This window comes from Natronosporangium hydrolyticum (genome assembly GCF_016925615.1).
Classification (GTDB): Bacteria; Actinomycetota; Actinomycetes; order Mycobacteriales; family Micromonosporaceae; genus Natronosporangium; species Natronosporangium hydrolyticum.
This window is the reverse complement of sequence record NZ_CP070499.1, coordinates 1181223-1201410: the sequence shown is the minus strand read 5'-3', so window position 1 is coordinate 1201410 and position 20188 is coordinate 1181223. Positions and strand designations below refer to the sequence as shown.

Below are 20188 nucleotides of genomic sequence, written 5' to 3'. Positions count from 1 at the left end.
GGCGCCGACCGGCTCCGTTTACAACGGCATCGGGTCTAGGTCGCAGGTCCCGCGGACGGTGAGGTCGCTGCCTGCGACGGTCGCCGGGTGGTTCTCGCCCAACGCCCGGTGCAGGCCGGCGGAGACCTCCGCGTGCAGCTCATACGCTTCGCTCTGCCGGTCCATCGCCAACAGATCCATCGCCAGGTTGCCGAGACAGATCAACGTGGTCGGATGCTCTGGGCCAAACACCCGCCGCATCCGGTCCGCGGTCTCTAGGTCGCGGGCGTGCGCCGCGCTCACCTCACCCTGCGCGTACAGGTCGTTGGCGAGATTGACCGCGCCCGCCAGGCTCAGCGGATGATCCGCCCCGAGCAGCCTGGTCAACACCGAAACCCCGTCCTCATTGATCTGCCGGGAGCGGGCCACGTCGCCCCGCAGGTGACGGGAGATCGCGACGTTCAGCTGGGCCGCCACCGTATACGGATGGTCGGCACCGAAAAGCCGTCGGTACTCGTCCTGCACCTGCTCGCCGAGCTGGACGGCCTCGTCGAAGTGACCGGTGGCGCGCAGGTCCACGGCGAGCCCGAGCGCGGCCAACAGCGCATCCGGATTGTTCTCACCGTACCGGGAGGCGTAGCCGTCGCGGGCCTCCTCGGAGAGCTGCCGGGCGGTCCGGTGGTCGCCGGCCTTGCGTACCGCCGACGCCAACCGTCGCAGCGCCCGTAGCGTCTGGGTCTGTTCGGCGCCCTGCTCCTGCCGGAGCCGGTCGACGATATCCTGCATCTGGATCCGGGCGGTGATGAACTCCCCCAGCTCCCGCCGGTCGATCACCAGGTTCAGCAGGCTCTCCTGGGTGAACGCGTGGTCCTCCCCGAAGAGCAGCACGCGGCGCTCGTAAGTGTCCTGATCCACTTCGTATGCCCGGGAGAGGTCGCCCGTGAGCCGAAGACTGACCGCCAAGTTGTGGGCGGCGTTGAGGGTGTTCGGATCGTCGATCCCCAGCGCCCGTACGTGCCGCTGATAGAGGTCCTGCTCCATCTCCAGGGCGGCGGCGAAGTCGCCTGCCACCCGCCGGTCCGCCGCGACCGCACCGACCGCTTTCAGTAGCTCCTCGGAATCCTCGCTGGTGGTGCGCTGGTAGGCGGCCAGGATCTCGGCGTTGTGTTGCGCCGCCTCCGCGTAATGCCCCAGCATGTAGAGCATGAACCCGAGCCAATGGCCGATCTTGAGCGTGGCGGAGGCATCCTGCCCCAGCTGACCCCGCCAGGTCTCGTACGCCCGCCGGCTCAGGTCCAGCGACGCCTCGTAGTCGCCGCCCCAGTACAGATATTTTGCTTCGTTCTCTACCAGCTGCTGCACCCAGGGCACCGGTGACAGAATCGCGCCCGACGCCTCGACATGTGGATAGAGCTCGGCATAGCTGCGCCAGTTCGCCGGCGAGTTCGGATCGTTCCGATCACCCGAGGCGAGCAGCAGGTGAGCGCTGCTCCGCATGGACTCCCGCTCCGGCTCGCTCATCCGGTCGTTGAGCACCGCCTGGATCAACCGGTGCATCTGAATCGAGTTGGTCCGGTGGTTGACCCGGGCCAGTGCATACCGGTTGATGTCCCGGATCGCCCGGTTGAGCCGCATCGGATCGCGCAGCGCCGCGTTCAGTTCGGGGTGCACATCGGTGTTGTGAGCACCACCGAGCAGCGTCCGCGGGATCGGCTCCGGCGCCAGGAACGAACAGAGCTGCAGCAACCGGAAGGCGGCGGGGTTGGAGACCACCAGCCGATCAAGCGAAACGTTCCACGCCGCGGCGACCGGCAGTTGATAGTCCATCGGCGCCGCCTGGGCGAGCAGATCGATGCGCTTGCGTTCGAAGAGCCGCAGATATTCTTCGGCGGGCATGCCGGTCTCGGCCCGCCACGCCGCTGCCTGCTCCAGTGCCAGCGGCAGGTCGCCGAGCGCCTCGGCCAACCGGTCCGCCTCGACATCGTCTAGGTCCGGGCCGCGCAGCCGCAGCAGCTGCACGCTCTCTTCCCGGGTGAAGACGTCCACCTCCAGCGTGCGGGCCACGCTCGCCCAGTGCGGATTGCGGGAGGTCACCATGATGCTGCCCGTGCCGCCCGCCGGGAAGAACTGGCGCACCGCCTCGGGACTCTCAGCGTTGTCGAAGACGAGCAGCCACTTCGCATAGGGGCTGCCGAGGCGCAGCGCCTCCTGCACCGCATTTCGGGCGCTGGCGACGTCCGGCCCGGCCGGGAGATTCATCCGCTGCGCCAACTCGACGAGGGAGGCGCCGATCTGGGCCGACCGCTCCGCCGGAATCCACCAGATCAGGTCATACTCGCTCTGATGCCGGTAGACATACTCGATGGCCAAGTGGGACTTGCCGACTCCGCCCATCCCATGCAGCGCGTGCGGCAGCACCGCCGTCGCGCCTCCCTGCATCTGCTCATGCAGCAGCTCAAGGAGCTTCGACCGGCCAGTGAAGTTGGGGTTGCGGGGCGGGATGTTGCCCCAGATCGCCGGGGGTTTCGACGGGGTCCGCGGCGCCGCCGTCGAGGGGGCGGTCGCTGATGGGGAACTGCTGGTAGACACGCCGACTCCTTCCCTTTCGGGAGGACGAACTTGATGAATGTCCGCCGGTCCATCCATTGTTACATCTTCACGGCCCACGGTGGAGTGACGCGCGGTGTCGGTTTCAGGCGGACCACCGAGCTGATCATCCAGTCGTCGTGCTCGATCCAGGTAACGCCCGGAGAGCGCCCGCAGCACCGCCTGCTCGACCCGCAGAAACGCCACTGTCTCGGCGGTGACCGGCGGCAGCGGAGTCCGCTCCGGATCGTCGATCACGCGGCTCAATTGGGCAACGGCCGGCACCGCCGCCCCCAGCACCGCCTCCACCACCCGCCAGACCCGGGGGGCGTCGGCTCGCCGGCCCGCAGTGAGTAACTCCTCCCGAACGCCGGGTTCGAACTCAAGCGTCACCATCGGTGACTCACCCGCCGCCACCTCGGGAACCGGCCGGAGCAGCCCGCTGGTGAGCACCTCAGCCAAGTGCGTGGCGTCCGAGTCCGGCAACAACCGATGCTGTAGCTCCCGGATCAGCGCCACACTGAGCGGGGCCGCCGCCAGCAGCCCAGCCAGCCGGACCGCCAGCGGAGTCGCCCGGGCCGCGAACTCCCGTACCCGCTGGCGCGCCGCTGGCCGTCGCTCCCCGGGCTCGGCGGGGACTGCCGGTGTGTCGACGGCGGCGGGCGCCGGGCGGGTCGCCAGCACCGCGGGTAGCCCTAGCCAACCCCCGTGGTCGCCCGCGACCAGCTGCGCCCAGGCAGCCAACCACCGCGGTCGCAGCTCCAACACCGGGACCGGGACGGGCCGCTCGGTCGCCGATCCGCTCTCGTCGGCCGGTTCCAGCCACGGCTCGCGACGCCACCAGCTCAGCTCACCATTGGCGGCTCCCGGCCGGGGCGCCCACAGCCGGAGCCGCTCAGGGCAGAGACCGCTGCGGTGCCAGTGCTGCTGCGGCAGCAGCTGTACGATCGCCACCGGCGCCCGGCGCGCCCACCGCCCCACCTCCGGCAACGCGACCCCCGCCGACCAGGCCGGCCCGGCGCCGTCGGTCAGCACGAAAATGATCCGCTGACGATCAGTGGCCGGCAGCCCCACCGGGTGGTGCCGCCGACCCGGGCGGGAGAGTTGGACCTCGGCCGGGTCCTTGGTGTCCGTGTGCAGCCGGCGCAGATGGACCTCGTGGAAGGCGGCTTGCCGGCGCAACAGAGCGACGAACTCGGCTACCTGGTCCCACCAGATCGTCATCGACACATGATCATCAGCGACCACCACCGCGTCCCAGCGCGGCGCCGGCGCTGGCGTCCAGACCGGCAGCCATAGCCCATCCTGGGCGGCCCGTTCGGCGGTGGCCGCCTCGTCGAGCAGCCGAATATGACGTGACGGCACCGGCTGCCGCAACGGCCGCAACCGCCGCGCGATCGCCCCCGCTCCGGGCAGGACAGGCTGGGTGACGCGCGGCCGGGGCGGATCCGCCGCGGGCATCTTCCCCGCCATGGTGGACGCCTCGACCGCCGGGACCGGCCGACCACTTCCGGCCGGGTCGCGCCGCGCCCGCGACTCATCGTGGCTGGTCGGCGGCGAATCGGCGCGACGGAGACCGCGCCCGACCTCGGGCGTCCGTGCCGGCGACGGTAGGGCCGTCGCCGGCACGGACGAGCTGATCCGGGTCGCCAACCATACTGCCTCGGCGACCTGCTGCCAGCTCGGATCACTCATTCGGCCCCGATCGGCGAGAGCCGGTGCCAGATCGCCTCGATCAACCGACGCAGGCTCTCCTCATCGGTGGTGGTGAACGCGCCCGCCATCCGCAGCTGGAACGCGTTGAGCAGCTGGTCCGCCGCCAGGCCATCGAGCCGGTCCCGGCGCTCCAGGTAGGCACGAATAATCTCGCGGGCATCCGCTAGCTGCTCGTCCGGGAAGTGCGCCGCCACCATCGCCGCCAGCTTCCCGGCATCCGGCTCCGGGACCCGCAGATGCAGGCACCGCCGCAGGAACGGAGCGGGGAATTCCCGCTCACCGTTGCTGGTCATCACCACGATCGGAAACTCGTGGCACCGTACCCGGCCGTGCCGGATCGTCGCGGTCCCCGCCGGATCAGCGGTATGGACGACGACCTCGGGTACCCGGGCCGCCGACCGCATCAGCTCCCGCAGCTCGAACTCACCCTCCTCGAAGACGTTGAGCAGATCGTTTGGAAGGTCCACATCACCCTTGTCGATCTCGTCGATGAGTAACACCCGGGGCATCCGGTACGGCAGCAGGGCGGTACCCAACGGGCCGAGGTGTAGGAAGTCCCCGATCTCCGCTTCGGCGTCGGAACGGTCGGCGGCGCCTTCGGCCGCCGGTCGGCCGGCCCGGTGCCGGCTCGCCGCGTGCACCCGACCGATGGCGTCGTACTCGTAGAGCCCCGCCTGCAGCGTGCTCCGGGTCGTGATCGGCCAGCGGAGCACCCGGCCTAACTGGAGCTCCCGGGCGATCCGGTAAGCCAAGGTGGACTTGCCCGACCCGGGCCGGCCGGTGACCAGCAACGGGCGGCGGAGGTAGACCGCCGCGTTGATCATGTCGACCTCGTGGATGTCGACCCGTTCGGAGACCACCACCGTGCCCAACCGTCGCTCCAGGTCCTTGGCGTCGCTCGGCGGCGCCGGTTCATCGGGCCCACCATCGAAAGTACGCCAACGCGGCGGCGCGGGCCACCGGCGTTCTCGCTCCTCGGTATCCAGTACCTGCCCGGTGCCTCGGTAGATCCACCAGCCGGGAGCGGGCTCCCCGCTAGCGCCGGTGCTATCAGGGGTCATCTGTTGGCTCCTCCGATCCGGTCCTCCGGACCATCCAACTCCGGTCTGCGCTCCGGGTCGTCCCAGAGCAGGACCACATGCCGTCCGATGTGTTGATCACGCTGATCCGGCTCTGCTCGCAACGCGTCCAGGCGCAGCTGCCGAACGTGAATCGGCAGGCGTAAAGTGCCGCCGTCGCCGACCAACTCCCGAAGCTCGTCCCAGAGCCGGTCGGTGGTCGGTTCGCTCCGATGCCAGATAATCGCCGGCAGGCCGGCGCGCAGGCCGGTCAGGACCTCCTGGATGCCGGTCGCCGCCCCGGGCGCCGGCGGCTCACTCAACACCAGCGTCCCCCACCTGGCGTCGCCGGTCAGCTCGGCCTCCATGGTGGTGAAATAGTCCGCGCCGTGAGGTCGGCTGCGGTAGACGCGGTCTCCGGCCGGCTCCCGGCGCAGCTGCTCCCACCGCCGGCGCCACGCCCCGTGCCATCGACGCTGCCGCAGCCGGTCCAGGCTGCGCACCACCACCGGGTAGGTCATGGCCAACACCCTCGCCCCCAGGTACGCGGCTGGTCGCTCCGCCGGCCACCAGGCGATGTCCTCGTTGAGCAGCTGCCACGGGAGCACCACTTCAATGGCGACCTCGGCCCGACGATCCGCCCACTCAAGCTCTACCTGCGCCACGATCTCCTCTACGACCAGCGCCAGGCGGGCCCTCGACACATCCGGGAAGACGCCGCGCAGCGGCGAGTGCCAGGACTCGTCCCCCAGCCACTGCCGGTAGTGGGAGACCGTGAACACGGCCGGCTCCGCGTTCTCCCCGAGCTCCGGCTCCCACTCCTGCTCCACCTGGATCAACACATAGAGTTGAGGGTCGGCGGGCAGGTCGGCGCGGCGATCGGTCAACGCCCGCCGCTGATCCAGCTGGGCGGTCAACCCGAACTTACTCGCCTGCCGTTGGTTACGGCGACGGATCCGGGCCGCGGCCTCCTCATCGACCTCCTGTTCCAGCAACAACAGAAAGACCATCTCGGGCGGCAGGCTCTCCGGTGGGGTGTACTGCCCGGCAAGGTAGACGAAGATGTCCCAGGCGTCGACACACCAGATCGGCGGGCTCGCCGCCCGGTGCCCGGTCGCCCGCTGGAACAGCCGCCCGAGCTGGCTGGGTCGGATCGCCGTCAGCAGCGCCCGCAGCTGCGCCCAGTCTTCCTCGGACAGGACGTCACGGACCTCCTCCTCATGCTCGCGCAGCAGCTGGTCGTGCAGCTTCACCCACTCCTGCTGCAGCTCCACGACCTGGGCGAGCTGCGGCGCGTGCGGGTGGAAGGATGCCACCACCTCGATCACCACCTGCCAGGAGTCGGGCGAGGCCAGGCACACCTCCACGATCTCCACACATTGGTATCGAGGCTCAGCGATATCATACACCGGAATGTCCGGCCCGAGCCGGCGCCGGAGCATCCGCACCAACTGCTGCCGGCTGTCCGGCTGCTGCATCACCGGAAGCCCGGCGAGCGCCTCCACCAGCTCCGCTTCCAGCCGGTGACGGCGCTGGTCGCCGGGCGAGGCAGGGGGTGTCATAGACCAACCGGGGCGAGCGCGTGGACATGGACCACCACCGGTCCCCCCGAGCCGGTGGTGTGCCAACAGAGTACCCCGTCGACACCCTAGGTAGGTGTCCGCTTACCGACACTCAGTCAGTCTCCTCGGACGGTTTCGGCCGGAACTCGGCCGCGTGCTCAGCGACCCACTCCGCGAACCGGCGGGGTGGCCGGCCCGTCACCTCCGCCACCACCGGCGAGACCACCGCCGCCTCCGGCGGCGGGCTCGCTTCATAGTCCAGGACGTAGTCCGCGACCTCCGGCAACACCCCGTCGGCGAGCATCCCAGCCCGCGCCTCCGCTCGGGTCAGCGGTTTGAACCGCACGGTCCGGCCGATCACTTCACCGATGGTCTCGGCGGCAGCCGGGCGGCTGAGCACCGCCGGGCCGGTCGGTGAGTACGTCGCGCCATGATGCCCGTCGGCAGTGAGCCCAGCCACCACGACCGCCGCCACATCGGCCTCGTGCACGATCGCCATCGGCGCCTCACCGAACGCCGCCACGGTGCCGTCCTGGGCGATCGACGGCCCCCACGCCAACTTGTTGGCCATGAACTCCAGCGGCCGCACATGCGTCCAGCTCACCCCGCTGGCCGTCACCGCCCGAAGCACCGCCAACTCGTCGTCGCTGCCGGTGAGCACCGTTACCCGACCCACCCCGGCGGCACCCGCCATCGCCATGATCTCGTCGCCGGTCCGCAGCGGCGCATAGTCGTCGCCGCCGATGCTGATCAGGTGCATCGCGGTCACCCCTGACAGGGCCGACGCCAACGTCGCCGGCCGGGCGAGGTCGCCGCCGACCACCTCCACCCCGGCCGGCACCACCGCCGTCTCCGGGGTACGGGTCAGCGCGCGCACCCGGTGACCAGCCTCGGCCAGTTGTCTGACCACCTGGCGACCGATGGTGCCGGTAGCTCCCGTAACCAGAATCGTCATTATCTCCCCCTCGTATCGGCCGCCTGCCACGGCCTCCGATACGAGGCGCTAGGTCGGGTCTGGCATCGCGAGCCGCCACGCAGCCCGGTCAGGGCGCAGCGACCACGGCGAGCAGCGCGTTGCCGCGCCGGGTCCGGTCGTGCGCCAGCCTGACCTCGTACCCCTCGGCGGTCAGCGCCGCCTCCAGCCGCTTCGCGACCGCCTCCGCCCGGTCGACCACCGGCAGCTCGTAGATCAGGTGCAGCGTCCCGCCCGGCCGGAGCAGCCGCGTGATCAACGCCAGGTCGTAACCTGCCGGGCGGACCCAGAACAGGTTGACGTTCAGCGCCACCACCGTGTCGTAACTCCCCGCCGCCGGGTCGAGACGATCCAACGAGGTGGTGTGGAAGACCGCCCGGCCGGCGGCGACATGGTCAGCGTTACGCTCCCGCGCCTGGCGGATCATGGTGGCGGAACGGTCGACCGCGACGATCTGCCCGTCGACCAGCCGGTCGCAGACCTGTGAGACCAGCGTCCCCCGGCCACAGCCGATCTCGAGTAGCCGGTCGCTCGGGCCGACCACCAGGCGGGACATCGCCCAGCTGACCCGTTCGGGGATCGGACTCGCCGCCACCCCACCAGCCTAACGCCAGCGCGTCGCGGTCGGACCGACTGTCGTGGTAGTCGAGCCGCGCCCGCCCGTGGGCTAGTCGCCGCGGGTCCGCAGCACCCGCTCCACTAGCGTGACCAGCACCGTCTTGGCGGACTCCCGATCGCGGGCGTCGCAGATCACCACCGGCACGTCCGGGTCCAGGTCCAGCGCCAGCTGCACATCAGCGGGCTGATAGTGCTTCGGCGCATCGTCGAAGACGTTCACCGCAACGATGAACGGCAGACCCCGCCGCTCGAAGTAGTCGACCGAGGCGAAACAGTCGGCCAACCGGCGGGTGTCGGCGAGCACGACCGCTCCGAGCGCCCCCAGCGCCAGCTCATCCCAGACGAACCAGAACCGGTCCTGACCAGGCACCCCGAACAGGTAGAGCATCAGCTCGTCGTTGATGGTGATCCGGCCGAAGTCCATCGCCACCGTGGTGGTGCCCTTCCGCTCCACCCCCGACATATCGTCGACGACCAACCCCTCGTCGGTGAGGTACTCCTCCGTCCGCAGCGGCATGACCTCGCTCACCGCGCCGACCAGCGTCGTCTTGCCCACCCCGAAACCTCCCGCTACCAACGCCTTCACCGCCGCTGGCACCGGCTGCCTCGTGCCGGTCGAGTGTGGCTTCTCCTCAGAGCGCCCGTAGCCCATCACGTATCGCCTCAAGTGTGTCTCGATGGTAGTAACCCGCCGGGTACGGCTGGCTGATGCTGATCAGCTCGGCGTCGAGCAGATCCCCCAGCAGCACCTGCACCAGGCTCGCGGGAAGGTTCAACTGGGCCGCCAGTTCGGCCAGCGAGATCGGACGCTGTGCCAGTGCGACAATCGCCCGCTGCTCCGGGGTACGGTCCACCGATGCCGCCGCCGACCCGACCGCCACCACCATGGAGACCAGATCGAGCCGGCCCCGGCTCGGCCGGGTACGACCGGAGGTGACGGTGTACGGGCGGACGACGGGCCCGGCCTCGTCGTAGTCCTGGCCGGCTTCGGGCGGCGGAAACGGCATCTCAGTTCACCATGGTCTCCGAGGCGAAGGGAGGCACCCGAACTCCGGTGCTGAGGTATCTCCCGACCCCGGTCACGAGCTTGGCCATCTCGTAGGCGACCACACCGACGTCCGCCTCGGCGGTCGCCTGCACCGCAAGGCTGGCCCCGGAACCGGCCGCGGTCACGAAGAAGAACGACCGCTCGAACTCGACCACGGTCTGCCGTACCGCGCCGCCACCGATGCACCTGCCGGTGCCGCGGGCGAGGCTCTGGAACCCGGAGGCGGCCGCCGAGAGATGCTCGGCGTCCTCCTGGGAAACGTTACGGGACGCGGCGATCAGCAGACCGTCGTTGGACAACACGATCGCCCGTTCCACCTCCGCCACCCGCCCCGTCAGGTCGTCCAACAGCCACGCCAGATCTTTGGCTGGGCTCTGCGCCACCGATCATCCCTCCTGTTTCTCCTGCGGAACGTCACTGCTGCGGACCCGTCCGATCGCTGGCGGCGGTGGGTCCGCCGCCTCCTGCCGACCAAGCCGGGTGCCATGCTGGTAGGCGCTCATCATCCGGCGTACCTCCTCGGGGTCGCGATCGGCCGGCTCGTCACCGGGCGATCCGGACCCGGTCTCGCAGCCCGGTTCGTCGGCGCCGGCCTGGCCCGCACCGGCCACCTCCGAACGAAGTTGCCGGGGTAGGTTCGCCTGCCGGACCCGCCACGGTAGACCCGCCGCGGTCTGTCCAGCGGCCGACTCCGCCGGGCGGGCGGCGCCGTTGACCGGGGTGGTGGCGTCACTGTCCGGGGTTTTGGCGAAACTGCCCGAGGTGCCGGCGGCATGCTCGGTCTGCGGCGTTGCCGGCTGCGGCCCGGTCGGCGGCACGGCGGTCGGCCCGGCGGTCGGCCCGGCGGCTGACCCGGTGCGCTGGTCGGAGCCCACCTCGATCTCCTCGGTGTGCTGGCCGGCGCCGCTGGTCCGCTCCCGACGCGGAAGCTCCGCGCTGGCCAACGCCGGTTCCAGCACCAACGCCTGCGGTATCAGCGCCACCGCCGAGACTCCCCCGTAGGGAGACGACCGCAGCTGGACTCGGACCTCGTGCCGTTGCGCCAGCTTCGCCACCACGTAGTGGCCCAGGTGGGAGGCGTCGGCGAGGTCGAAGTCCGGTGGGTCGGCGAGCCGGCTGTTCACGGCGGCCAACTCCGATTCGCTCATGCCCAGCCCACGATCCTCGATCTCGATCGCGAAGCCGCGGGCCACCCGCTGCCCGGAGACGGTCACCGGCGCGTACGGCGGCGAGTAGGCCGCGGCGTTCTCCACCAGCTCGGCGAGCAGGTGGATCAGGTCGCCTGCGGCCTGGCCCGGCACCGCCCCCTCGTCCACCGCCAGCACCGTAACCCGGGTGTACTCTTCCACCTCCGAGATGGCGCCCCGGATCAGGTCCACCATCGACACCGGGTGCCGCCAGGTGCGGCCGGAGCTGGCGCCCGAGAGCACGATCAGGTTCTCGGCGTTTCGCCGCATCCGGGTGGCGAGGTGGTCGATTCGGAACAGCTCCGCCATCTTGTCCGGGTCGGCTTCCCGTCTTTCCGCCTCATCCAGCACCTTCAGTTGCCGGCTGACCAGACCCTGGGTACGCCGGGCCAGGCTCAGGAAGACGTCGCGCACGCCCCGCCGCAGCTCGGCCTGTTCCACCGCGGCTTGGACCGCCGCCTGCTGAACCCGGTTGAACGCGGTCGCCAGCTCGCCCACTTCCCCGCCGCCGGGGTCGGCCAGTGGCGGCGCCTCGGCCGCCACATCCACCGGTTCGCCGCTGCGGAGTCGGCGGACCACCGCCGGCAGCCGTTCACCAGCTAGCGTCGAGGCGTGGTCGGTCAGCGTCTCCAGTCGACGGATGATGGTCCGGCCAGTGGTGATCGACAGGAGCACGGCTACCAGTCCGAGCCCGCCGACGAGTAGCAGCCGCACCAGGATGCCGGCCACCACCGGCATCGCCCCCTGCACCACCACCTCCGTACCGGCGAGCTCCAGCTGGCGCATGCTCGCCATCGCCGCGGTGACCGCGGACCGCCACTGCTCATCGGCGACCGGCGCCGCCGCTCCGGGGTCGGCCTCGGCCATGAGCCGGTCCTGCAGGCGCCGCAGCTCCGACACTGCCGGGTCGGCGACCGCGGTGTCATAAAGGCTGCGGACATCGGGCGGCAACTCGGCCGCGATGCGTTCGTAGAGTCCTCGCTGGGCGCCGACCAGCTGCACGAACTCCACCAGCTCCGGCTGGGCCAGCTGACCCCGCTGGTAGGCCGCCGCGAGCAGAGCGTCCTGTTGGGACAGCAGTTCCCGGGCCTGGCTGAGCTCGACGAGCAGCCCGGACTGGCGGGCCACCTCCTGGTCATCCAGTCCGGACATGGCACGGTAGATGGCGAACCCCGCGGTGACCGTCCCGGTGTAGGTCTGTCGCACCTCCTCCGGGGTGGCCGAACCGGCATCGAGCTGCCCCCGCACCACCGGCAGGTCGGCCAGGTGTGCGTCGAAGCGCTGGTACCGCTCGGCCAGCCGGTCGCTGGCGGCGAACCGCTGACTGGGCCGGTCGACGAGGTCGCGCCAGCCGGCGACGAGCAGATCGGTCCGTCCGCGCACGGCCGCCAACTCATCGTGCAGGTCGGCGTCGCTGCCGCCGGCGGCCACCGCGGCGGAGAGCCGCCGCTCCTGCTGCATCGCCTCCACCAGCTCCTCGGTGGTGACGCCGGCGGTCTCCAAATAGTTGAGCACCAGCAGGTTGAAGCTCTCCCGGGCGGTCACCCACGCCGCGAACGCCCACAGCAGCACCAACACCGACAGCAGCGCCGCGATCCGGGCACGCACGCTGCTACGCCGGAAGAACCTCATGACACATCCCTCATCGTCGGTGGTTGGCCCGGTCTCACCGGCGCGGCGCGAGCGTGAGTTCGGCCTCGCCGCGAGGGCGGAGCGACGCGGTCGCCCGCGGCTCCAGCGCGTCCTGGGGCGCCGCCACCGTGGGTCGCCACCGGTGCAGCATCGCCGCCACCACCAGCTGGCCCTCCAGCAACGAGAAGTGGTTACCTAGGCATTGGTGCGGCCCGGCGCCGAACGGGAGATAGGCGAACTTGTGACGGCCGGCGCTGCGCTCGGGGCTGAACCGCTCCGGGTCGAAGACCGTCGGCTCTTCCCAGAACTCGGACAGCCGGTGGGTGAGGTACGGGCTGAGGATCACCGTCTTGCCGGTCTTGACCGGGTTTCCGGCCAGTTCGTCGTCGGCGATCGTCGTCCGGGGCAGCAGCCACCCCACCGGATAGAGCCGTAGCGTCTCCTGCAGCGCCATCTTGGTGTAGCGGAGCCGATCGAGGTGGGCCGGCTCGGGCGGCCCGGCCGCCACCACCTCGGCGACCTCGTCCGCCACCCGGGTGGCCAGCTCGGCCCGCCGGTGGAAGAGCAGCCAGAAAAAGCTCAGCGTGAGCGCGGTGGTCTCGGTGCCGGCCACGAACATGCTCACCAGGTCGTCCCGGACCCGCTGGTCGTCCAGGTGCCCCCCGGCTTCGTCGGTGGCCTGGACGAATCGGGTGACCAGGTCGTCGCCGGCGGGGTCCTGGCGGCTCTGCCGGACCAGCGGATAGATCACCTCGTCGGCGATCGCGACCGCCTTACGGAACGCCCGGTCGCCCGGCATCGGGAACCAGTGGGGCATGAACGGCAGCAGTAGCCGGGCGCCGAGCGAACCGAACGCGTCGTTGATCGCGCTGCCGAGCCGGTCGGAGTCGGCCGGCGAGATCCGGTCGCCGAAGAAGACCCGGACCATCACCCGCTGCGTGATCCGCATCATCTCCGGCACCAGCGCGACTGGCCGCTGGTCGGCGGCTCGGGCGTCGAGGGCGTCGAGCGCCTCGTCGACGGCCGCGGCCATGGTGGGCAGCAGACCACGCAGGTGCCGCATCGCCAGCAGCGGCTGCAGCAACCGGCGGCTGTTGCGCCAATCTTCGCCGACGCCGGAGAGGCCGTCGCCCTGCAGCCGGCGGATCGGCTTCCAGAGCATGCCGTCGCGTTCGAAGTTGGGGTTGAGTAGCAGCTGTTGCGCGTGCTCCGGGTGGCTGATCAGCAGCGGCCGGATCAGGCCGAGGTTGAGCTGCACCGGGGCGCCGTCGGACTCGCGGCCCAGCGCCGCCAGCGCCCGCATCGGGTCGCGAGCCAGCTGCGGCAGCGTCCGCCGGGCCGGGAGTCGGTACAGCGGGGCGGAGGCGGATCGGGCGGGGGCGGGGGCGGGGGCGGATGCGCCGGTGGGGGTGGCCGGGCCGGCGGCGGTCTGGCCGGTGGGGCTACTCATCGGGATTCTCCGATTCGTTACGCACGGCAGGACAGACCATACCGTAGGTCATGATGACGAGCTTTGAAAGGGATGGACCGCGATGGGAAGGATAAACCGCCCGGGAGCTGGAGAAGCATCGGGGTATCCGATCATGTCTATCTAAGCGGTTAGCGGCATTTAGTTATTTTATGGTTTTGATATGGTTTCGCCCGAAGGGCCCGGGGCAGCCCCCGGCGACGCCGCGGGTCCGCCGCTGGCAGACGATGAGCGGGCGGAGCTCAACCGGTTACGCCGGGAGGCCGCCGAGTGGTCACGACGCCGGCCGCGTACGGGCCGCTGGGTCGCCGCCATCGTGCTGCTGCTCCTCGGGGCGGTGCTCGCGACCGCCTCGGTCGCGGCGGTCTTCGTCCGCCAAGAGGTCTTCGACACCGACCGGTACGTCGCGACCGTCGCGCCGCTGGTCGAGGAGCCGGCCGTGCAGGCTGAACTCGCCCGGGTGCTCAGCACGGAAATTGTCACCGCCCTCGACCTCGAGGAGCGGATCCAGCAGCTCGCCGACGAGGCCGAAGAGCTCGGCGCCCCGGAGCTGCTCGACGTCCTGGTCGCCCCGGCGGCAGACCGGATCGAGGTGTTCCTAAGGTCCGAGCTGCGCACCCTCATCGAAACCGAAGAGTTCGCCCAGCTATGGCGGGAGACGAACCGGCTGGCCCACGACGAACTGGTCGGACTGCTCACCACCGGCCAAGGGGAGCTACTGCGCGCCGAAGGAGACCAGATCTACCTCGACCTCGGGGCCGTACTTGAGCTGGTTCGGCAGCGGCTCGTCGACGCCGGTTTCCCGTTCGCTGCGGAGATTCCGACCGATCTGTCGATCGAGTATCCGTTGCTGCACACCGACGCGCTGCCCCGACTGCAGGACGCCGCGTACCTGCTCGACCAGGCCGGGTGGCTGCTGCCGCTGCTCGCGATCGGGCTGCTACTCGGGGGCGTACTGCTCGCCCCGGACCACCGCCGTGGCGCGCTGACCGCCGCGGTCGCGGTGGCGGCCGGCGCGCTACTCGGCGTGGCGATGCTGGCCCTCGCCCGGGCCTACTACCTGGACCACCTGCCACCGCAGGTGCAGTCCCGCCAGGCCGCCGCGGACTTCTACGACACCATCACCCGGTTCCTCGCCGGGTGGCTACGGACCCTGATCGGGGTGGCGGTGCTCGCGGCGGTCGTGGTCTGGGCCGCGGGCCCCGGCGCAGTCCCCCGCTGGGTGCGCCGCCAGGGCGACCGCGCCCTGGACACGACCGCGGCCGAACTGGCCGGCGCCGGCCTGTCCGGTCCGGTGCCCCGGTTCCTGCTTCGCCACCGAGTGACCGTCGAGGTGGCAGCGGTGATCGTCGGCGTGGCCGCGCTGCTGCTGTGGCGCCACCCCGGGCTGGCCGGCGTCCTCTGGATCACTGCCGCGGTGCTGCTCACGGTCGTGGTCGTGGAGCTGCTCGCCCGGGCCGCTGGGCACGCGGAGGCGGGCCCGGACTCCGCGCCGCTCACCCCCGCGGGTCGGTGACCGCCCCCAGAAACAGGATGGTGCCGGTCTGCTGGTCGGAGATGGTGACCGCGAACGGGCGGTCCACCTCGAACCGCAGCTCCGGCTCCGCGGCGGTGACCCCCATTGAACCGCCGGTGGCCGCGGCCGCCTCGGTCCCAGCTTCGTCGACCTGGATGAATGTCTTCTGGACCACCGTCGCCAGGTACAGCTCTGCGGGGGACATCCCGGAGAAGTCTGCCTGGTACGGCGTGAAAGCCGACGCCAATCCCATTTCGACCAACGCGTCGTCGAGCGGCGCGCCCCACTCCAGCTGGAACCTGGGCAACGCCAGCAGGTCGACGGTGCGCGGGGCCAGGCTCGTCACCGCTTCCCGCCACTCGTCCTGATCGAGGTCGCCGACCAGGTCGCTCAGCGGCGTAGCCGGGGCCGGCAGGAAGATCTCCATCCCGTACCGACCGTCCGCACCGTAGGGGAGCCGCAGCACCTCGTAGCCGGCGCGGGCAGCATAGCCGAACTCCGCCCCGGCCAGCTGCATCGTCGGCACCTCGACGGTCTCGTCACCCGGCACCCGGAACGGTCGGGGCCCAGTCTGCTCGGGATCGAACTCGGTCTCCCACTCCCCCAGAAAGTAGACGGTGTTCAGCAACACCAGCGGGGCGTCCGGGTCGGGCAGCCCCAGCTCCGCCGCGAGCCCGTCGATCCGCCCCTGCGTCTGGTCGGCGACCCAGTCGTCGATCGCCTCGGCGGTCGCTGGCGCACCGAGATCGGCCTGGGTAGCGGTGGCATTGAAGGTGTCCCGGACGAAGCCAAGATAGTCGTCGTGCAGCGGGAGTTCGGGGTCGGCCCACAGGCCGTTCGCCGTCTCCAGCAGCACCTCGTCGGTCTCGGCCAGCCGACCCAGCAGCTCACCCATCCGGACATCGCGGGTGTCAGCGAGCCGCAGCACCTGCGCGAGCTCCGCCGCGGTCTCCCCCTCGGCGCCGGCGAGCACCATCGACAGCAGCACCGCCGCCGACAGCGGCGAGGTGACGGTGTTCTCGTCCGGCACCGCCACTGCCCGGAACAGATCGAACCCGAATCCGTTGACCGCGCTGGCCACCGCCGCCTCGTCGGCCGCGGCGAGGTCGGTCAGCAGCCCGGCCGGCGACGGGGCCGGCTCTGGTGGCTGGTCGGCGGTGGATCCAGGCCCGCCGCCGCACCCCGCGATCAGTAACACTCCGGCCAGTAGTACGGCCGGCATCCGTCGGGTACCCATCAGCTCGCACCTCCTGACCGGTTGGACGCGAGCGCTGGCCGGCTGGTTCCGGACGGGGCGACCGATGATCGAGGTCTACTCCGGGGCGGTGGCGGTACTGGCGCGGCGCACCAGCTCCGGCTCGATCGCCACGCTCCGGGGCTCGCCACTGGTCGCCAACGCCAGCCGCATCGCCTCCGCCCCGATCTCCGCCAGCGGCAACCGGACGGTGGTCAGCGCCGGCACCAGGTCCCGCGCGATCGGCATGTCGTCGAAGCCCACCACCGACAGCTGCCCGGGTACCCGCAGCGCCCGCTCGCGGGCGACCGCCAACGCGCCGATCGCCATGGTGTCGTTCAGGACCGCCAGCGCGGTCAGACCAGGCTCCGCGTCGAGTAACGCAGCTGCCGCGGCGGCGCCGGACTCCCGGTCGAAGTCGGCGTACGCGATCCGGCGGGCCGGCAGCGACCGGTTGTGCGCCCGGGCGGCCGCCCGCAACCCGGCCAGCCGGTCAGAGGTGGTGGTCAGGTCTCGCGGGCCGGCGATCACCCCGATCCGGTGGTGGCCCAGCCGGTAGAGTTCCGCGCCGGCGAGCCGACCGCCGGCCTCGTTGTCGGGCAGCACCTCGTCGCCCGGGTGGTGCAGGTGCCGGCCGACCACCGCGACCCGCCCGCCGTCGCGCGCGTACCGCCGCAGCGCCGCCGCGATCGCGGCGGCCGCGCGCCGGTCGTGGTGCCCGGAGCCAGCGAGGACGATCGCCGCCGTCCGGTGGCCATGCAACAGGCCGACATACTCGCGTTCCCGGCGCGGGTCGCGGTAACTGTTGCAGATGAACACCAGCCGGCCGGCGTCGGTGGCGACCCGCTGCAACCCGCGGGTGATCTCGGCGAAGTAGGGGTCGGAGACGTCGTGCACGATCACGCCCACCGCGGTCGGCTGCGACCGAGCCAGCTGCTGGGCGTGCGCGTTCGGCACATACTGCAGCGTCTCGGCGGCCGCTAGCACCCGGCGCCGCAGTTCCTCGGAGACCGGTTTGCTGCTGCCGGAGAGGATCCGGGAGGCGGTCGCCGGCGACACTCCCGCCCGTCGCGCCACCTCTACCAGCGTCGCCATCTGGCCACGTCTCCCCTCGACCGATCGCTCGCGCCGGCGAGGCGAGCAGCGCCGACCGGCTGTCGGTCAGCTTACGTGACCGGTGGCTTGCACCGGTCGGACCGGCCACGTAAGCTGGCCGGGAAAACGCTTTCCTAGGACGTGAGGGCTGGAGCGATGCAGAGCAAGACGATCGGCATCATCGTCAACGGCGTCACCGGACGGATGGGCTACCGGCAGCACCTGCTCCGGTCGCTACTCGCGATCCGGGAAGCCGGCGGCCTGCCGCTCGCCGATGGCGAACGGTTGATTCCCGAACTGGTGCTGGTCGGACGCAACGAAGCCAAGCTCGCCGACATCGCCGGCCGGCACGGCCTGACCGACTGGACCACCGACCTGACCGCCGCGCTCGCTCGCCCGGACGTCCAGATCTACTTCGACGCCCAGCTGACCTCGGCCCGCCAGCCGGCGCTCGCCGCGGCGATCGCCGCCGGCAAGCACATCTACACCGAGAAGCCGGTCGCCGAGTCGTTGACCGGCGCGGTCGAGCTGGCTCGGGCGGCGGACGCGGCAGGGATCCGGCACGGCGTGGTCGCCGACAAGCTGTTCCTGCCCGGACTCCGCAAGCTGAAACGACTGCTGGACGGCGGCTTCTTCGGCCGGGTGCTGTCGGTACGCGGCGAGTTCGGCTACTGGGTCTTCGAGGGTGACTGGCAGCCGGCCCAGCGTCCTTCGTGGAACTACCGGGCCGCCGACGGCGGCGGGATCGTCTCCGACATGTTCCCGCACTGGCACTACCTGCTAGAGCACCTGTTCGGACCGGTGCGGACGGTTACTGCCCACACCGCCACTCATCTGCCCCGCCGCTGGGACGAGCAGGGCGAGCCCTACGACGCCACCGCCGAGGACGCTGCCTACGGCATCTTCGAACTGGCGGGCGGGGTGGTCGCGCAGATCAACTCGTCGTGGGCGGTCCGAGTGCACCGCGACGAGTTGGTCGAGTTCCAGGTCGACGGGGTCGAGGGCAGCGCGGTCGCCGGGCTGCACCACTGTCATGTCCAACACCGCGCGGCAACCCCGAAGCCGGTCTGGAATCCTGACCTCCCCGGGGGCGAGGATTTCCGGTCCCAGTGGCAACCGGTGCCAGACAACGACCAGTTCGACAACGGCTTCCGGGCCCAGTGGGAGCAGTTCCTTTCCGACGTGGTCGCCGACCGGCCGCACCAGTTCGACCTGTGGGCCGGCGCCCGCGGGGTGCAGCTAGCCGAGCTCGGCCTGCAGTCGGCCCGGGACGGCCGCCGGCTTCCGTTGCCGGAGCTGGCATGAGCACCCGGGTGACGCTGCCCGGCGGCGAGGAGCTCCGCCTCCCGGCTGGCGACGGCTGGCCCGTGCCCACGCACCCGTTCCGCTCCCGGGTGGCGTACGCGGCGGCCCATGTGGTGCCCGACCCGACCGCTGAGAACGGTCCCGGCCAGCCGGCGACCCTCGACTGGGACACCACGCTAGCCTTCCGGCATCACTTGTGGCGGCATGGCTTCGGGGTCGCCGAGGCGATGGACACCGCCCAGCGCGGCATGGGCCTGGACTACCCGGCGACCAGGGAGCTGATCCGGCGCAGCTGCGCCGAGGCCCGGGAGGTGGGCGGGGCGATCGTCGCCGGAGTCGCTACCGACCAGTTGCCGCCCGGCCCGGCGACGCTCGATCAGGTCCGGGCCGCGTACGAGCAGCAGCTCGCTGATGTCAGCCAAGCCGGCGCGCTGCCGGTGCTGATGTGCAGCCGGCACCTCGCCGCCGCGGCCCGGTCCGCCGATGACTATCTCCAGCTCTACGATCACCTGCTGACCAGCGCTGACCGCCCGGTCCTGCTGCATTGGCTGGGTGAGGCGTTCGACCCGGCGCTCGCCGGCTACTGGGGCGCCGACGACCTGGACGCCGCCACCGAGACGGTGCTGTCGCTGATCGCGGCGCACCCGGACCGGATCGACGGGATCAAGCTGTCGCTGTTGGACGCCGAACGCGAGGTCGCGATGCGACGCCGGCTCCCGGCCGGCGTGCGGCTCTACACCGGCGACGACTTCCACTACCCGGAGTTGATCCGCGGCGACGAGCAGGGCTACTCCGACGCGCTGCTCGGGATCTTCGCCGCGATCGCGCCGGCTGCGGCCGCCGCCCTGCACGCGCTCGACGCCGGTGACGACAGCGGATATGCGGCCGCGATGGCGCCGACCGTGCCGCTTTCGCGCCATATCTTCGCTGCGCCCACTCAGTACTACAAGACCGGCATCGCCTGGTTGGCCTGGCTGGCCGGCCATCAGACGCACTTCACAATGGTCGGTGGCGGGCAGTCCGGCCGGTCACCGGTCCATCTGGCGCAGGCGCTGATCCTGGCCGCAGCCGCCGGGCTGTTGCCCGACCCGCAACTCGCTGCCGCCCGCGCCCGGGCGTTCTTCTCCGTCTGCGGGGTGCCGCAGTGACCGATGGACCCTCGCCCCGGCTCTCGTTCAACCAGGCCACGGCCAAACACTGGCCGCTCACCG

15 protein-coding genes are annotated in these 20188 nt (G+C 71.0%); 3 read left to right on the top strand and 12 right to left on the bottom strand.

The window, feature by feature from the left end; translation table 11 throughout:
- Positions 1-18: 18 nt before the first annotated feature.
- The 10 genes from fxsT to JQS43_RS05490 form a co-directional block, all read right to left on the bottom strand.
- Positions 19-4260 carry an FxSxx-COOH system tetratricopeptide repeat protein gene (gene fxsT, locus JQS43_RS05535; protein WP_239677984.1) on the bottom strand — a complete coding sequence of 1414 codons (4242 nt, stop codon included), beginning with the start codon at positions 4258-4260 and terminating at the stop codon, positions 19-21.
- Positions 4257-5342, bottom strand: a complete 1086-nt coding sequence (locus JQS43_RS05530; RefSeq protein WP_239677983.1) for an AAA family ATPase — start codon at positions 5340-5342, stop codon at positions 4257-4259. Before JQS43_RS05530 ends, fxsT begins: the two co-directional genes overlap by 4 nt.
- Positions 5339-6901 (bottom strand): VMAP-C domain-containing protein, encoded by a 1563-nt coding sequence (locus JQS43_RS05525; RefSeq protein WP_239677982.1) that lies wholly within the window; start codon positions 6899-6901, stop codon positions 5339-5341. Before JQS43_RS05525 ends, JQS43_RS05530 begins: the two co-directional genes overlap by 4 nt.
- A 112-nt stretch (positions 6902-7013) precedes the next feature.
- The gene (locus tag JQS43_RS05520) at positions 7014-7856 is read right to left on the bottom strand and encodes an NAD(P)H-binding protein (protein WP_239677981.1); all 843 of its coding nucleotides are present in this window, start codon (positions 7854-7856) and stop codon (positions 7014-7016) included.
- An 88-nt stretch (positions 7857-7944) separates the two neighbouring features.
- Positions 7945-8469, bottom strand: a complete 525-nt coding sequence (locus JQS43_RS05515) for a class I SAM-dependent methyltransferase (protein WP_239677980.1) — start codon at positions 8467-8469, stop codon at positions 7945-7947.
- Positions 8470-8541: 72 nt separating this feature from the next.
- Positions 8542-9144, bottom strand: a complete 603-nt coding sequence (locus tag JQS43_RS05510; protein WP_239677979.1) for a GTP-binding protein — start codon at positions 9142-9144, stop codon at positions 8542-8544.
- Positions 9125-9499 carry a DUF742 domain-containing protein gene (locus tag JQS43_RS05505; RefSeq protein WP_239677978.1) on the bottom strand — a complete coding sequence of 125 codons (375 nt, stop codon included), beginning with the start codon at positions 9497-9499 and terminating at the stop codon, positions 9125-9127. Before JQS43_RS05505 ends, JQS43_RS05510 begins: the two co-directional genes overlap by 20 nt.
- 1 nt (position 9500) lies before the next feature.
- On the bottom strand, positions 9501-9923 hold the full coding sequence (locus JQS43_RS05500; RefSeq protein WP_239677977.1) for a roadblock/LC7 domain-containing protein: 423 nt from the start codon (positions 9921-9923) through the stop codon (positions 9501-9503).
- A gap of 3 nt (positions 9924-9926) precedes the next feature.
- The gene (locus JQS43_RS05495) at positions 9927-12359 is read right to left on the bottom strand and encodes a sensor histidine kinase (protein ID WP_239677976.1); all 2433 of its coding nucleotides are present in this window, start codon (positions 12357-12359) and stop codon (positions 9927-9929) included.
- Positions 12360-12393: 34 nt separating this feature from the next.
- Positions 12394-13809: a cytochrome P450 gene (locus tag JQS43_RS05490; protein ID WP_239677975.1), complete on the bottom strand. Its 1416-nt coding sequence runs from the start codon at positions 13807-13809 to the stop codon at positions 12394-12396.
- Between the two features lie 181 nt (positions 13810-13990).
- On the opposite strand from JQS43_RS05490, the gene JQS43_RS05485 reads away from it, so the two are divergent.
- Complete coding sequence (locus JQS43_RS05485) at positions 13991-15343, top strand: hypothetical protein (RefSeq protein WP_239677974.1); 1353 nt, start codon at positions 13991-13993, stop codon at positions 15341-15343.
- Here the strand turns inward: JQS43_RS05485 and JQS43_RS05480 are convergent.
- Both JQS43_RS05480 and JQS43_RS05475 read right to left on the bottom strand, forming a co-directional pair.
- Positions 15324-16580 carry a serpin family protein gene (locus tag JQS43_RS05480; protein ID WP_239677973.1) on the bottom strand — a complete coding sequence of 419 codons (1257 nt, stop codon included), beginning with the start codon at positions 16578-16580 and terminating at the stop codon, positions 15324-15326. The genes JQS43_RS05485 and JQS43_RS05480 overlap by 20 nt on opposite strands.
- 75 nt (positions 16581-16655) lie before the next feature.
- A complete protein-coding gene (locus tag JQS43_RS05475) occupies positions 16656-17672 on the bottom strand; it encodes a LacI family DNA-binding transcriptional regulator (protein WP_239677972.1) in 1017 nt (338 codons plus the stop codon).
- Positions 17673-17828: 156 nt separating this feature from the next.
- Between JQS43_RS05475 and JQS43_RS05470 the strand changes: the two genes are divergently transcribed.
- Both JQS43_RS05470 and JQS43_RS05465 read left to right on the top strand, forming a co-directional pair.
- Positions 17829-18977 carry a Gfo/Idh/MocA family protein gene (locus JQS43_RS05470; protein WP_239677971.1) on the top strand — a complete coding sequence of 383 codons (1149 nt, stop codon included), beginning with the start codon at positions 17829-17831 and terminating at the stop codon, positions 18975-18977.
- Positions 18974-20125, top strand: coding sequence for a dihydrodipicolinate synthase family protein (locus tag JQS43_RS05465; RefSeq protein WP_239677970.1), 1152 nt, complete (start codon positions 18974-18976; stop codon positions 20123-20125). Before JQS43_RS05470 ends, JQS43_RS05465 begins: the two co-directional genes overlap by 4 nt.
- Positions 20126-20188: the final 63 nt, after the last annotated feature.

Bases quoted from the DNA above. Each gene is read 5' to 3' on its own strand.
- fxsT (WP_239677984.1), bottom strand. From the start codon at position 4,260: ATGAGTGATCCGAGCTGGCAGCAGGTCGCCGAGGCAGTATGGTTGGCG.
- JQS43_RS05530 (WP_239677983.1), bottom strand. From the start codon at position 5,342: ATGACCCCTGATAGCACCGGCGCTAGCGGGGAGCCCGCTCCCGGCTGG.
- JQS43_RS05525 (WP_239677982.1), bottom strand. From the start codon at position 6,901: ATGACACCCCCTGCCTCGCCCGGCGACCAGCGCCGTCACCGGCTGGAA.
- JQS43_RS05520 (WP_239677981.1), bottom strand. From the start codon at position 7,856: ATGACGATTCTGGTTACGGGAGCTACCGGCACCATCGGTCGCCAGGTG.
- JQS43_RS05510 (WP_239677979.1), bottom strand. From the start codon at position 9,144: ATGGGCTACGGGCGCTCTGAGGAGAAGCCACACTCGACCGGCACGAGG.
- JQS43_RS05505 (WP_239677978.1), bottom strand. From the start codon at position 9,499: ATGCCGTTTCCGCCGCCCGAAGCCGGCCAGGACTACGACGAGGCCGGG.
- JQS43_RS05495 (WP_239677976.1), bottom strand. From the start codon at position 12,359: ATGAGGTTCTTCCGGCGTAGCAGCGTGCGTGCCCGGATCGCGGCGCTG.
- JQS43_RS05490 (WP_239677975.1), bottom strand. From the start codon at position 13,809: ATGAGTAGCCCCACCGGCCAGACCGCCGCCGGCCCGGCCACCCCCACC.
- JQS43_RS05485 (WP_239677974.1), top strand. From the start codon at position 13,991: ATGGTTTCGCCCGAAGGGCCCGGGGCAGCCCCCGGCGACGCCGCGGGT.
- JQS43_RS05480 (WP_239677973.1), bottom strand. From the start codon at position 16,580: ATGGGTACCCGACGGATGCCGGCCGTACTACTGGCCGGAGTGTTACTG.
- JQS43_RS05475 (WP_239677972.1), bottom strand. From the start codon at position 17,672: ATGGCGACGCTGGTAGAGGTGGCGCGACGGGCGGGAGTGTCGCCGGCG.
- JQS43_RS05470 (WP_239677971.1), top strand. From the start codon at position 17,829: ATGCAGAGCAAGACGATCGGCATCATCGTCAACGGCGTCACCGGACGG.
- JQS43_RS05465 (WP_239677970.1), top strand. From the start codon at position 18,974: ATGAGCACCCGGGTGACGCTGCCCGGCGGCGAGGAGCTCCGCCTCCCG.